At 68.1% G+C, this 12,847-nt stretch carries 16 protein-coding genes; 6 read left to right on the top strand and 10 right to left on the bottom strand.

Going from position 1 to position 12,847, the window contains the following annotated elements:
• Positions 1-21: 21 nt before the first annotated feature.
• The 4 genes from ABD708_RS01330 to ABD708_RS01315 form a co-directional block, all read right to left on the bottom strand.
• Positions 22-1,353 (bottom strand): GNAT family N-acetyltransferase, encoded by a 1,332-nt coding sequence (locus ABD708_RS01330; RefSeq protein ID WP_344751476.1) that lies wholly within the window; start codon positions 1,351-1,353, stop codon positions 22-24.
• Positions 1,350-1,874: a methylated-DNA--[protein]-cysteine S-methyltransferase gene (locus tag ABD708_RS01325; protein ID WP_344751475.1), complete on the bottom strand. Its 525-nt coding sequence runs from the start codon at positions 1,872-1,874 to the stop codon at positions 1,350-1,352. Before ABD708_RS01325 ends, ABD708_RS01330 begins: the two co-directional genes overlap by 4 nt.
• 61 nt (positions 1,875-1,935) lie before the next feature.
• On the bottom strand, positions 1,936-2,640 hold the full coding sequence (locus ABD708_RS01320) for a Pr6Pr family membrane protein (RefSeq protein WP_344751474.1): 705 nt from the start codon (positions 2,638-2,640) through the stop codon (positions 1,936-1,938).
• Positions 2,641-2,672: 32 nt separating this feature from the next.
• A complete protein-coding gene (locus ABD708_RS01315) occupies positions 2,673-3,590 on the bottom strand; it encodes a helix-turn-helix transcriptional regulator (RefSeq protein ID WP_344751473.1) in 918 nt (305 codons plus the stop codon).
• A 148-nt stretch (positions 3,591-3,738) separates the two neighbouring features.
• On the opposite strand from ABD708_RS01315, the gene ABD708_RS01310 reads away from it, so the two are divergent.
• The gene (locus ABD708_RS01310; protein ID WP_344751472.1) at positions 3,739-4,506 is read left to right on the top strand and encodes an SDR family oxidoreductase; all 768 of its coding nucleotides are present in this window, start codon (positions 3,739-3,741) and stop codon (positions 4,504-4,506) included.
• Positions 4,507-4,575: 69 nt separating this feature from the next.
• On the opposite strand, the gene ABD708_RS01305 is transcribed toward ABD708_RS01310, so the two are convergent.
• A complete protein-coding gene (locus tag ABD708_RS01305) occupies positions 4,576-5,232 on the bottom strand; it encodes a TetR/AcrR family transcriptional regulator (RefSeq protein WP_344751471.1) in 657 nt (218 codons plus the stop codon).
• Positions 5,233-5,297: 65 nt separating this feature from the next.
• Here ABD708_RS01305 and ABD708_RS01300 point away from each other — a divergent pair, with 65 nt between their 5' ends.
• Entirely contained in the window at positions 5,298-5,915 is a 618-nt protein-coding gene (locus ABD708_RS01300; RefSeq protein ID WP_344751470.1) for an NAD(P)-dependent oxidoreductase, read from the top strand.
• A gap of 653 nt (positions 5,916-6,568) precedes the next feature.
• Here ABD708_RS01300 and ABD708_RS01295 read toward each other — a convergent pair.
• Entirely contained in the window at positions 6,569-6,763 is a 195-nt protein-coding gene (locus tag ABD708_RS01295) for a hypothetical protein (RefSeq protein WP_344751469.1), read from the bottom strand.
• Positions 6,764-6,997: 234 nt separating this feature from the next.
• Entirely contained in the window at positions 6,998-8,041 is a 1,044-nt protein-coding gene (locus tag ABD708_RS01290; RefSeq protein ID WP_344751468.1) for a serine/threonine-protein kinase, read from the bottom strand.
• A gap of 22 nt (positions 8,042-8,063) precedes the next feature.
• On the opposite strand from ABD708_RS01290, the gene ABD708_RS01285 reads away from it, so the two are divergent.
• A complete protein-coding gene (locus tag ABD708_RS01285) occupies positions 8,064-8,522 on the top strand; it encodes a hypothetical protein (RefSeq protein ID WP_344751467.1) in 459 nt (152 codons plus the stop codon).
• Here the strand turns inward: ABD708_RS01285 and ABD708_RS01280 are convergent.
• The 3 genes from ABD708_RS01280 to ABD708_RS01270 form a co-directional block, all read right to left on the bottom strand.
• Positions 8,463-8,909 carry a hypothetical protein gene (locus ABD708_RS01280; RefSeq protein WP_344751466.1) on the bottom strand — a complete coding sequence of 149 codons (447 nt, stop codon included), beginning with the start codon at positions 8,907-8,909 and terminating at the stop codon, positions 8,463-8,465. The genes ABD708_RS01285 and ABD708_RS01280 overlap by 60 nt on opposite strands.
• A 289-nt stretch (positions 8,910-9,198) precedes the next feature.
• Positions 9,199-10,326: an ImmA/IrrE family metallo-endopeptidase gene (locus ABD708_RS01275; protein WP_344751465.1), complete on the bottom strand. Its 1,128-nt coding sequence runs from the start codon at positions 10,324-10,326 to the stop codon at positions 9,199-9,201.
• A gap of 28 nt (positions 10,327-10,354) precedes the next feature.
• A complete protein-coding gene (locus ABD708_RS01270; protein WP_344751464.1) occupies positions 10,355-10,594 on the bottom strand; it encodes a hypothetical protein in 240 nt (79 codons plus the stop codon).
• Between the two features lie 219 nt (positions 10,595-10,813).
• On the opposite strand from ABD708_RS01270, the gene ABD708_RS01265 reads away from it, so the two are divergent.
• The 3 genes from ABD708_RS01265 to ABD708_RS01255 are packed head-to-tail and all read left to right on the top strand — an operon-like array spanning position 10,814 to position 12,715.
• Positions 10,814-11,128: a multiubiquitin domain-containing protein gene (locus ABD708_RS01265; RefSeq protein ID WP_344751463.1), complete on the top strand. Its 315-nt coding sequence runs from the start codon at positions 10,814-10,816 to the stop codon at positions 11,126-11,128.
• Positions 11,103-12,272 (top strand): ThiF family adenylyltransferase, encoded by a 1,170-nt coding sequence (locus tag ABD708_RS01260; protein WP_344751462.1) that lies wholly within the window; start codon positions 11,103-11,105, stop codon positions 12,270-12,272. Before ABD708_RS01265 ends, ABD708_RS01260 begins: the two co-directional genes overlap by 26 nt.
• Positions 12,269-12,715 carry a ubiquitination-like system serine protease family protein gene (locus ABD708_RS01255; protein WP_344751461.1) on the top strand — a complete coding sequence of 149 codons (447 nt, stop codon included), beginning with the start codon at positions 12,269-12,271 and terminating at the stop codon, positions 12,713-12,715. The genes ABD708_RS01260 and ABD708_RS01255 overlap by 4 nt, the downstream gene beginning before the upstream one ends.
• Positions 12,716-12,847 lie beyond the last annotated feature (132 nt).

Genomic DNA, 12,847 nt, shown 5'->3' with positions numbered 1-12,847 from the left:
CGGCGGGGCGTCGGGCGCTGGTTAGAAGTACGTGATGCCGTGCGGTGTCCGCGCGGGGCGGAGCATCGCGGAGAGCAGCTCGGCGTCTGCGCGCGGACCTGTGATGAGCCCGACGTCGTGCAGCTCGGCCGCATCGACCGCGCCGAGCAGCACCGAGCCGAGCGTCGCGACGTCGAGGGACAGCGCGGCAGGCATCCGCTCGCCATCGCTTCGACCGAGCCGCGAGACCGTGCCGCGCCCGCCCTGCACAGTCAGCTCGAAGACGCCGGTCGCGAACCCCAGCGCGTCGGCGACGTCGAGCACCACTGTGCCGTCGGCCGCATAGGGGCGGGAGGACAGCACGGATGCCGCATCGAGCACCCGGAGCCAGACATGGTCCTCTTCGTGGTCGATGTCGAACGCCCGATTGTCGGTGAGGACGTGGGTGATCGGGTCGGGGATGCGCGCGAAGGGGTAGCGCACGGCGGTGACCAGGTCGATCGACAGCAGGAAATCCCACAGGGCGAGATACGCCTGCTCGTCGGCGTAGACGAGGTCTTCGACCTTGATGCGACTGCCGTGGTCGTCGGTGTCGACGAAGCGATAGGTGACGTAGCCGTCGGGCTCGGCATCCGCCCGGGGCCTGTGCACGGCCGCGCGCAGACCCGCGTCAGGCTTGCCGTCGTCACCGCGCAGCCCGAACACCTCGGGCCACGTCGAGAGGTTGCGCACCATCGAGCCGAGCGTGCGCGCGTGGAAGCGGTCGAACACGGCCCGCCCGACCCCGTCGGCGAGCGAGCTCGGCTCCACGACGACGACCTCGCCGCTCGTCTCGACGAGGAGCGGCAGCGCGCGGTCGCGCGTGACGGTCACGCTGCGCTCGCGCAGGGCGGGGCCGAAGCCGAAGCGCCGGTAGATGGTGCCCTCGCTCGCGGTGAGGCTCGCCAGCGCGTAGCCGTTCTCCGCTGCTCTGTGCAGCGCGTTGGTCATCATGGCGCGCAGGACGCCGCGGCGACGCTCCGTCGCGCGGACGGTCACGCCGATGACCGCGAAGGTGTCGATGTCGCTGCCGTCGCCCCAGCTGAGGCGCTTGGGCAGGGCGCCGAAGGTGCCGATCGGTGCGGCGGCGTCCATCGAGTCGGGCTGCGGATGCCGGCGATAGACGCAGAGGAGCTCGAGGTCGCTGGCGGCCCAGTTCGACACCGTGAAGGCGACGGATTCCGGGGTTTGACGCGAAACGTGGAATCCCAGGTTCATCGCATCGACGATGCCGTTCATCTCGTCGTCCACGACGCCGTCGACCGGGGCCGCGGGTGCGACCCACCGCATCGCGTAGCGCTCGTCGAAGGTCTCGGCCGCTCTCTGCTCCGTCACGCCTCCACGCTATCGGGGAGGTCTGACACCGCGCCCTCGCGGCGCAGCAGCGCCGCCTTGATCGGAAGTCCCCAGGCGAAGCCGCCGAGCGTGCCGTCGGAGCGCCGCACGCGGTGGCATGGCACGAACAGAGCGGGCGCGTTGCGACCGCACACCCCGCCGGCGACGCGCACGGCATGCGGATGCCCCATCGCCGCGGCCAGTTCGGTGTACGTCAGCACGGTGCCGGCGCGGATGCCCCGCAGCAGCCGCCAGCCCTCCTGCATCAGCGGGGTGCCGAAGTGGCGCACCGGCACGTTGAGGATTCCGTCGAGCTCGCCGGAGTAGTAGGCATCCACCCGCTCCGCCCAACGCGATGCGCCGGTCGTGATGTCGCCCGGCCGGGCGCGCACAGGAAGTCGCGCGATGAGCTGCGCGGCATCGTCGGTCCAGCCGGAGGACACCACACGATGCTCTTCGTCCTCGAGGATCATGAACGTCCCGTCCGGCGTCGCCTGCGTCGCGAGCGTGAACCCGTTCACCGCTCCTCCGTCACCCGCGCCATGCCCGCCACGCTACGCGAGGTCGCGTGACATGCCGGGCTCACCGGGCTCGTCGGCGGCTCGTCCACACGATGCCGAGAGCGGTCAGCGAGATCGCGACGGCGATGCCGACCACGTACCCGGCCACGCCGGCGTACCCGCCTGTCGTCGACGAATGCGGGTCGAGGAACGGATACGGATACCACCAGGGATCGCCGTTCAGCGGATTCGTCACGAGTGGTCCGCGGATGAGCGTGTAGACGACCCACAGGACCGGAAACCCGAGCACGGCGAGCACCGCCCGCCAGCCCAGGCCCCTGTTCCATGGTGCGAAGAGCACGTCAACGAGCAAGAACAGCGGTCCGATCACGTGCAACACCTCGTTCGACCACCACACGGTCGTCCCTTGTGGGAGCGGGATATTGCGCAGCAGGGCGTTGTAGACGATCCCGGTCAAGATCATGTAGGTGGACGCTGACGCCAGCGTGAGCGCGAGCGCCTGGGATGTGGGGTTCCGCGGTCGCCGGAGGCCGAACCGGGCCGCAGCCCACAGCAGCGCGATCACCGCGGCGATGTTCGAGAGGATCGTGAAGAAGCTGAAGAAGTTCGCGATCGTCGTCGAGACGTCCCGACCGTCTGAGACGGCCCCGCCGATCGTCACGACTGCCTGCGTGACGATCGCCGCGACGATCAGCAGCGCGACAACGGCGCGCACCCCAGCCCACACCCGCACCCGGCTGGGCACCAGGACCGCACCGGATGCCATGAGCCGATCATGGCAGATCGATGCCGCGGTTCTCAGTGCAGGTTTCGGTCGGAGACTCCATCGGCGTCGTTCCTTTCCCGCGGCACGGCCCGGTCGTCGCTCGTGCCATCAGGGCTCTGCGCCGCCCAGCTCAGCAGGAGGCGCAGCTTCTCTTCGGAGGGCGAGCCGGGGTCGGGGGTGTACGCGCACAGCGTCTGCCCGCCGGAATCCGGGATGTCGAGGCTGTCGTAGTTGAGCGTGAACGCGCCGACCGTCTCATGGAAGAACTTCTTGGTGCCGTGCGTGTGCTTGAAGAGCCGGTAGTCGGCCCAGTAGCGGGCGAACTCCGGCGAGGCGAGCGTCAACTCGCCGACGAGACGTTCGAGGGCCTCGTCGGGGTTGCGGGGGTCGTGCGCCGCGCGCAGCGACGCGACCGTCGTGGCGGCCACCGCCTCCCAGTCGGCGTAGCGCTCGCGCGCCTCAGGCGCGAGGAACAGCCAGCGGGCGATGTTGCGCTCGGCGGGCGGCATCGCGTTCCAGTCGGTGAGCAGGGTGCGCATGGCGGCATTGCTGGCCAGGATCTCCATGCGGGGTCCCTGGATCATCGCCGGATTCGGCATCTGGTCGATCAGCGCGCGGATGCTCGGTCGAGCGACCGCTCGCACCGCCCGCTTCCGGCTGGGGCGGCGGGACTTCGGCGCGACGAGCGCCCGCAGGTGTGCGCGCTCGAGTTCGTCCAACTGCAGGGCGTCCGAGAGAGCGTCGAGCACCTGGTCGGAGACGACTCCGACGCGCCCTTGCTCGAGCCGGGCGACGTAGTCGACGCTGACGCCGGCGAGCGCCGCGACGTCCTCGCGCCGCAGGCCCGGGGTGCGCCGCGGAACGAGCGAGCCGGGCAGGCCGACGGATGCCGGATCGATCGCCGCCCGTCGCGACGTGAGGAACTCGCGCAGTCCGGTCGGCATCGCCATGTCTCCAGTGTCCTCCCGCACCCTGTGACCGGCCCCGCCTACCGCGTACTGCCAGTACCAGGCACGCGGTGCGCGCTCAGCCCTGTGAGACCGGCCGCGGGCTTGTTGAAGTGGAGGAGAAGCATTCGGAATCGAAAGGAACCCCGCCATGACCCTGTCCTCCGACCTCAATGGCCGCGTCGCCGTCATCACCGGCGCCTCCTCCGGCATGGGCGAGGCCACCGCGCGCCTGCTGGCGACCCGCGGGGCATCCGTCGCCCTGCTCGCGCGCCGCGCTGACCGGCTCGATGCCATCGCTGCCGATATCCGCGCCGCGGGCGGCACCGCGATCGCCGTCCCCGTCGACGTGTCCGACCGTGATGCGCTGAAGGCGGCCGCGGCGCGCGTCAAGGACGAGCTCGGGCCGGCCGGGATCGTGTTCAACAACGCCGGGATCATGCTGCCGAATCCGATCCTCGACCACCGCGAGGCCGAGTGGGCCACGCAGATCGACATCAACGTGCGCGGGGCGGTCGCCACCATCGGCGCCTTCGTCGACCAGCTCGTCGAGACCGCCGCCGGGGGGCATCCGGCCGATCTCATCAGCACCTCGTCGATCGCCGCGCACAACCTCTTCCCCGAGTTCGCGGTGTATTCCGCCACCAAGGCCTTCGTCGCCCACCTCAGCCGCCACCTGCGCATGGAGCTCGGCGGCAAGGGCGTGCGCGTGGCCGACATCGCCCCGGGCGGCGTTGCGACCGAGCTCATCGAGCATGTCACCCACGACGCCGTGCGCGCGCACATGGCCGCCACCACCGAGGCCGCGGCCGACCTGCGCGGTGAGGACATCGCCGAGCTCGTCGGATTCCTCGTCGCGCTGCCGCCGCACGTGAACCTTCAGGAGGTCATCGTCATGCCGACCGCGCAGGCCAGTTAGCAGGGGCGGGGCCGGACCCTGTTGGGTGCTGCAGGTTCCGACCCGAGCCGGCGGCATGCGGCCCGCCGGTCACGAACCGGGAAGGAGCGGGGCGATCTCGGCGGCCGATCTGCCGGTGTGCAGGGCGAGGGTCTCCGCGATGAGCTGAGGGAGCGGCGGCCACGGCAGCCGACCGTGCTCGTTGTAGAGCGCGACGAGTCCGTGCAGTGCCATCCAGAGCAGCAGGCCGGCGCGCCATGCCGCGGCATCCGTCACGGCCTCGCCGTCGTGCGCTGCACGTGCGAGTGAATCGCTGACCGAGCCGAGCAGTTCCTCGCCGGCGCCGCGTGCGGAGAGCGGCACGATCTCGGCGGGCATGCCGCCGCCGAAAAGCGTGCGGTACTCGCCGGGATGCTGGATGCCCCAGTGCACGTAGGCCACACAGCGGGCGACGAGATCCGCGAGCGGCTCGGCCGCCGACTGGGCCGCCGACTGCATCGTCTCCGCGAGCTCGTCGTAGCGCTGCTGCAGCACGTGCTGGATGAGCGCGCCGAGGTCGGGGAAGTGGCCGTAGATGCTGGCCGGCGCGATGCCGACCTCGCGCGCAACCTGGCGCAGGGTCAGCGTCTCGGGTCGATCCATCGTGGCGAGCAGCCGGGCGGTGGCGGCGATGAGCTGCTCGCGCAGCATCGCGCCCTGGCCCCGGGGATTCCGGCGCCGCGGTTCCGGCTGAGCGCTCGACTCCATTTTGACAAGCATAGGCAACAGGTGTTCACTCACTTTAACCAACACCTGTTTAGTTAGGAGACGCGATGCGGATCGCAGTACTCGGTGCAACCGGCAAGGTCGGGCATCTGATCGTCGAGCAGGCCCTTGAGCGCGGGCATCAGGTCATTGCCCTGGTGCGGGCGCCGCAGAGCTATCGACAGCCGCCGCAGGGCCGGGTCGAGGTGCGAGGAGCCGATGTCACCAGGTCTGCGGAGTTCCCCGCGCTCGATGACGTCGAGGTGGTGATCTCGGCGCTCGGCATCAGCAAGGGAGATGGGCCGGGCACGCTCATCGCCGGGGCGCGGGTGCTCGCCGGCGTCCCGACCCGGGTGCTGTGGCTCGGCGCACTCGGCTCCGGAGCCTCGATCGGTGCGGGCGGCGGCCTGTACCAGGCGGTGATGCGGATGTTCGTCGGCAAAGAACTCGAAGAGAAGGGCGAGGCCGACGCGATCGCCCTCGGCGGCGGCGCGACCGTCTTCCACGCCCCCGATCTGTGGAACGGCGGCATCAGTGCGGCGCGGCGCAACGTGCCCCTGCGCGACTATCCGAAGCCGATGCTGCCGCCGCACGCCTCGCGCGCGACCGTCGCGGCGCTCATGCTCGACGAGGCAGAGAGGCCGTCGCGTGGCGCCCAGATCCTCGTGCCGGTGGCGGGTTCCTGATGCGCGGCTACGTCGCGCTCGAGGAGGCGATCGGGATCGCCGGGCTCGCCGCGCGCCGTCGACAAATGTAGGTTCCGGTCCCACTTGTCATGAGAGACCCGCGTGATTCCGCATATCCGCGCCTACAGTTGGCAGGTTTCCGTCCGGCTAACTTGTCGCGGTCTCCGCGGTCTCCGCGGTCTCCGCGGTCTTCACGGCCGTTGGGCGCCTTGGCGATTGCCCGCTTTTTGCCCGCGAACACTTCGACCTGAGCGCGCCCCAACCGCACGGCGAGGGCGGGTCCATCCCGGGCCGCGCTGTCCGACACCCAACAGCTCGTGAGGTTCAAGCGTCTTTCGCGCACAAACGGGAGGGACTGCGAGATTGCTTGTTCTCGGGCGCTCACTCTCAGGTTCTCGGCCGTACCTTTGTGCGGTTTGCAGCTCGGGGTCGAGGACCCCAATCCCGGTGCGCGCGCTGGGCGCTACCGGGAATGAGCCGGAACAGTAGCCGCGGAACCGCGCCGGCGAAGACGTAATCACGTCTGTCGAGGCGCGGCGCGTACCGGCTGTCGCCCTGGGACGCCTTGTCCGCGGAGCCGAGGCTGAGCGCGAATGCGCACCGAACGTCGAACTCGACGGTGTCGGTCTACGGTCTCGGCCTGACTTCCGGCATCACATCCCCGGTATCGGGAGAAACTCGATAGCCTCGATCGTGCCGACAGCGATGCCGCCGTCGATGACGGCGCTGAACTCGCGGGAGATCGCTACCCCGATGTATCGGTGCTGATTGCCGAACAGGCTGCGCAGTACGGCGTTCTGGGCGCCGAGCATGATGTTGACACCCACATCGTAGGTGATGACGAGCACCGGGATGATGGGCTACACGTGGCCGAGCGACAGCAGATACCAAGCGTGGACCGCGAAGACGAACTGCACGACGCAGCCGAACCGGTTCGAGAGCGCCCTGGCGATCGAGATCACCAAGATCCCGAGCCCGGCGCCGATCGCGCGTAGGTTACGGACGGAGTTGCCATTGGACTTCCGGGTGATTTCAGGACTCCGGCGACCCCGATCGTCCCATTCGTCACGCCTTGCCCGTTGCTAAGCCAGAAGCGCGAAATAGGTGCGCAGTGCGGTCGAGCTCCTCGACGTACGCGTGGTGTTCTCGGGGACGCCTGCCACGGCGCGTCCCGTTGTCGGGTGGAAGGCGCGCATGGTGATCGTGCCGCGCGTTGCTTCTTCCGAGCAGACCGAAATTGCCTTGCGCCCGCTTGATGCCGGGCTCGCCGCGCAGTAGACGTGACCTGCGTGAACAGTGCGGCGCCAATCGCGCCGCCGTCGGACGGCAGTCACCAGAGCGTTGCCGAAGTCGGCTGCGGAGGCGTAACGGGCGTCGGGGTCGGCGTTCATTCCGCGCCTCACAACGGTCGCGACGGTTCGCGGCACGTGAGGGGCAACTGCGGAGATATTGCGCAGCGCGCCCGAGGCGATCAACTTCTGCTGCTCCGCTCTGGGGAGCCTATGGTCAACCGGGTACTCACCGGACAACAAGTAGAACACCGTCGCCGCGAGCGAGTACACGTCGGACCGGATGGAGCAACGACCATCGTCCGGTGCCGTCTCCGGGGCCAGGGTGCACCAGCTGCCCTGTCGCGGTGCTTCGCCATTCGGGTCCAGGATGCTACAGAACGCGACGTCGGACACGAGGATCCTGTCCTCGTCTCTAAGCCCGTTGGCCGGTTTGATATCGCGGTGGACCATTCCGGCGGCATGGATCGCGTCGACACCGGCGGAGAGTTGATGTCCAAAGCGCACCGCCGTCAAAACGGAGAGCCCGACAGGTCGGGCGTCGGCCTCGAGGTCGCCGTGCGGAAGCAGCGGTGTGGTGATGAAGCGAAGGTCGCTGTTCGTGACGACGTCAGCGTTCAGCACCGGCACGATGAACCTACTTCGTAACTGCTCCAACCGCTTTGCCTCGTCCCACGACTGTGGTCTTCCGCCGTCTGGACGCAGCAGCTTGAGCGCGACTTTCTTGTCGAGGTACCGGTCATGCGCCTCATAGACATCGCCGTCCGAACCGAGCTTGCGGCTGAGCTCGTACCGGTCGTTGATCGTCGTTCCGGGCGGCAGGGCGGTTTTGGTCACCCAGCAACGCTAGTGTCGACCAGTGAGTGTTCTGGGCGTCGTCGTCGTTCCTGGTGGCAAGAATCCGCGCGTCCATGGCGTGGTCTTGGAAGGGACGGTCGCCGATCCCCGTGTGGTCGATACCTTCGAGCTCCGTACCGGGGCGACGGAGCCGTCCGAGCAGGCCGTGGATCTCGCGCGGCATCTCAGCCCGAAGCTCGACCGCGCAGGCTATGAGCGGGCAGGCATTCGGGTGGCGGGCACGACGCCTGTGCCGCGTCGGAGTAAAGCTGCGTTCTCGCGGGCTCACTGCGAGGGCGCGATTCTTTTTGTGCTGCGGGAAGTGTTGCGCGAGCCTGTTGTCATCGTCGAACCAGTTGCCGCGGCGCGCGTGATTGGCCTGACGAAAGCAGAATTGGAGACGCTGGTTGACCGGCTTGCGTCACAGGGCGTGAACGGCGACGCCGTTCTGGCTGGGCTCGCGGCCCTCGCAAGTCTCTGAGAAAGCGCTGCACACGAATAGCGAGTCCACGCCCTCAATGGTCCAGCGCATGTCGGCGTCCGTCAGCGAGTTGATGACGACGGCGACCAGCCATTCCGGTTGAAGAGTGTCCCTGATCCGCCGAGCGGCGTTGGCAACGAGGGTGCCGCTGGCGATGTTCACATCCAGGACGACGGTGCGAGACGAGCGGCCACCGCGAATGGTGGGGTCGAGCATCATCGCTGCGCCGAGGACGCGCTCGGCTGACGGGCTGGCGGCTTCAACCGTGAACCCGTGCCATCCAGCGACACAGTCGAGGAACAAGCGTGCGGAAGCGGAGAGCGCGTCGGGGCTGTTGAGCGCCAGGACATTCCTGTCGCCGGTACGCATCAGTTCAGCGAGATCCATCAGCCCTCCTTTCGCGCCACACTATCCGCCCTCGCCTGGACTCGTGGCATGGGCGGCGCCGTGACTGCGTTGGCGGCGTAAATGAAGGCAGCAAGGGCGTTGCCAGGGGTGACGCTCGCGCGGGTGCCGTGGCGGGTAGATTCGCCGGCGCGACGGCCGATACCTTCGTCAGCGATGAGAACCACGCGGCACGAGGCGAGCAGCCGGGCATCGCGGAACCGTCGTAGCCGCTTTCTGGTGTTGCCCGGCTTGCCCGGCGGAGTTCAGTGGTGCTCTTCGATCGCGGCGCTCAGCTGTTCTCTGGGCTTTCGACGATCTCCAGGGAAGTGAAGAGACCTTGGGAGACCCCGAACGTCCACTGCTCGCGGTCGTGCTGGATTCTGCCGGCGACAATGCCGGGGTGGATCCCGAAGCCGGCCGCGAGCGCGACGGCGTCTGCGGGCGTCTCTATTTCATCGAGTCGGCGGGCGGCAGACGCGGGGATGAGGGTTGTGGAGGCGAAGGTGTTTGCCTCTCTCTCCTCGTCCTGGCGCCCGGCACCTTCGCCCAGTTTGTCTTCGACGAAGACCTCCTTTTTGCCATGGAGCAGGACGTGGCCGAGCTCGTGGAATAGGGCGAACCAGAAGTGGTCGTTTCGCTTGTGGCGGGCACTGAGCTGGACGACGGCTTTCGTCGGGGACAGCCACCGGGTGGCGCCGCTGGCGTGTGCGCCTTTGACCGAGGGGATGAGCACGACCGCGACGCCGACCTGGGCACAGCGCTTCTGGATCTCGGGCCAGAATTCTTCCGGTTGCAGCACAGTCAGGTTCCGCAGCTCGGGGATGAGCCGGCGAAGCGCAGCTTTGTCGTAGGGCGCGGTGTCAATCTTGGCTGCCTCTAGCTCCCCGAGGCGCAGCCAGGCGGCAACTGCCGCAGCGTCGGCGGTGAATGCCGAGGACTGGAGGAATGACGCGGTCGGTTGTGCCCACGCCTCCTCCCACGCGCTCGGAGAGGAGACTCCGAAGAAGGTGAGTACCTCGCGAAGCTGGCGGGCGGGCTCGCGTGCGGTGACGGTGACGATGCCGCGGCGTCGCAGGTCTGCGATCGGCATGCGCTTGAGCCAGCTCGTGTTGGCGGCCAGCGCCTTCAGCTCCGTGTCGCGGCTGAGCCAGTCGCGGTATGCGGACTCCAGCGCGTTCCACAGGCTCGCGGGTACACCGGTGGCGCGCTCCAGTTTGATTGCCGTCTCATGCGTGAGCGCGGCGGTCCCGGCGACCAGCTGATTGACGTGCTTCACGGAAAGTCCGGTGCGGAGGGCGAGCTCGGTCTGGGACAGTGGGATGGCCTCAAGGGTTTCCCGCAGGGTGGCGCCGGGGCTGCTGACCTCGTCCGGCTCGTATGGCGCCCAGGCGTCGGTGCGGGCGGGTTCCTGCTTCATGGTTGTGGTCTTCTCTCGCGGCGATCGGCTAGTGATGGTCGGTGATCTCGAGGACCCGGACGGCTTTGACGGCCCCGAGATCGATGCCCCCGTCTTTGCGATGGGGAACCGGTTCGTCGGCTACTTCGAAGATCAGCCGGTACGTGCCGTCAAGGTCCGCCGAGAACCGCTTGTCGCGGTCGTCGACTTGACGGCAGTGCGCCTGCGGCAGGGCGCTGAACTCTCTCAGATTTCCCGCCGCTGACAGCTGATCGAGGCGGAGCTTCACCTTCAGAGCTCTCTGGGGTCCGAACTCCTTCACTTGCGCAGTGCGGGTGCTGCAGCGCTGCGCAAGCTTCGCGGAGGAGAAGCCAACTCTCATCGACCCCTCCTCGTTTGTTCCACTATACCAAATCGGTGTGTTAGATTGTTTTTTGAACCGATTCGGTTCATAAAATGTGTTTCATTTCCTTTATCGCGCCGTTGGCGCAGAGAGCGGGTTCCAGCAATGGCTACCACAGCAGACGAGCACCACCCGGGAGGCGCACCCGCCCATCCCGCCGGTCCCGGGGGCGAGCACCCGGGGCACGAATTCACTTTCATCGTCAACGGCCAAGAACAGCACGTGCGCGAGCCGCGCGTCTCGTTCGAGGGCGTGGTGAGGTTCGCGTTCCCCCAGCCGCCGTCGCCGCAGACGGTCTTCACGGTCTCCTACCGCGATGCTCAAAGCCACCCCAGCCAGGGCGACCTCTTCCCGGGCGAGGCAGTCACCATCAAGCAGCAGGGCACGGTCTTCGATGTCTTCCCAACTGGTAAGTCGTAGCCACGACCTGCAGCGCCTGGTCGATGAGGGGTACGGGGTGCGCATCCAGGGCGGCCACCTGCTGCTGGAGCACATCCCCTACCTCGAGTCCGACGGCACTGTGGCCCACGGCGTGCTCATCTCGGAGTTGAACGTGTCCGGTGATGAGACGCAGCCGCCGAGCCCCCACACGGCACACTTCACGGGGATCCCGCATGAGGGCCCCGGGCGGGAGATGGACCTGATCATCCATAGCGTCGTCGACCAGGAGATGGTCGGTGGTCTGCGGGTGCGCACCTACTTGTCCAGCAAGCCCCCCAGCGGGCAGTACAGCGACTACTACGCGAAGATGACCCAATACGCCAAGGTGATCAGCGCACCGGCTCGTGCCGTGGACGAGACCGCCACAGCACGCACCCACGCGCCCGTGATCGTGGATGAGGGGCCCTTCCGGTACATCGACTCCGCCTCCGGCCGCGCCGGGACGGCCGCTCTGGCAGACCGGCTCGCCGGCGGCCCGGTGGCGATCATCGGCCTGGGGGGCACCGGGTCCTACATCCTGGACCAGGTCGCCAAGACGCCGGTGCCGCAGATCCACCTCTGGGATGCCGACGTCTTCCACGCGCACAACGCGTTTCGCGCCCCCGGCGCCGCCTCTCTGGAGCAGCTGAACGCGGCGCCCCGGAAGGTCGACTACCTCGCCGAGATCTATGCGCGCATGCACCGGGGGCTCATCCCGCACCCGGTGTACGTCGACGCGGCGAACGTCGCGGAGTTGACCGGCATGTCGTTCGTGTTCATTGCGATGGATGCCAGCCCAGTCAAGCAGGTCATCATCCACGCCCTGCAGAGCGCGCAGACCCCGTTCATCGACGTCGGCGTGGGCCTGGCGGTGCGCGGCGATCGGCTGGCCGGCATGGCCCGGGTGACCTCGGGATTCCCGGGCCGGCACGAGCACCTGGAGAAGGCGATCACGTACGTCGATGAGGGCGAGAACGAGTACGACCGCAACATCCAGGTCGCCGAACTGAACATGCTCAACGCTGCCCTGGCGGTGATCCGGTGGAAGAAATACGCCGGGTTCTACGCCGATGGCGTCGGTGAAGCACACTCGACGTACACGGTGGCCGGGAACATGCTCACCAGTTCGTTCGGGCAGTCATGACGGCCAGTCACCTGCGTCCGCAATTCGTCGAGCTGATCCCGGCGCAGCTCGCTGAGGGCGTCCTCTACATCTCGACCCAGTACAAGACCGCCGTCCACTTATGCCCCTGCGGCTGCGGCAACAGGTCCGTCACACCTATCAGCCCCGCCCAGTGGGCGCTGAAGTGGGACGGCGCCGAGGTCAGCCTGTGGCCGTCGGTCGGCAACTGGGGGTTCCCGTGCAAGTCGCACTACGTGATCCGCGACGGGCGCGTCCACTGGGCTTCAAGGTGGACCGAAGCGCAGATCGAGCGCGGCGCGCAGCGCGACCGCGCCGATCGGCAGTCCTACTACCGCGCGGTCCGCCGCCCCGCCGAGCCGGACGCCTCCGGCTGGAGGAGGCACCTGCCGGGATTCCTGCGCACCGCTGCGCGCGCCATCCGCTCACACCCAGACGACAGCTGACCGCCCGTCGCGCCGCCTGCCGCGGACGGGGCATCCGTGATCACTCGGCACGTCTGCGGCGCTGCCCCCACAACCGGGAGCAGCGCCGCGACCGAGGAATGTCGGAGGCTGCTGCAAGGATCCGCGTGGCGC

Origin of the sequence: Gryllotalpicola koreensis, assembly GCF_039538185.1 — a bacterium.
Classification (GTDB): Bacteria; Actinomycetota; Actinomycetes; order Actinomycetales; family Microbacteriaceae; genus Gryllotalpicola; species Gryllotalpicola koreensis.
Note: the sequence above shows the minus strand (reverse complement) of the source record. Positions and strands in the feature narration are given on the sequence as shown.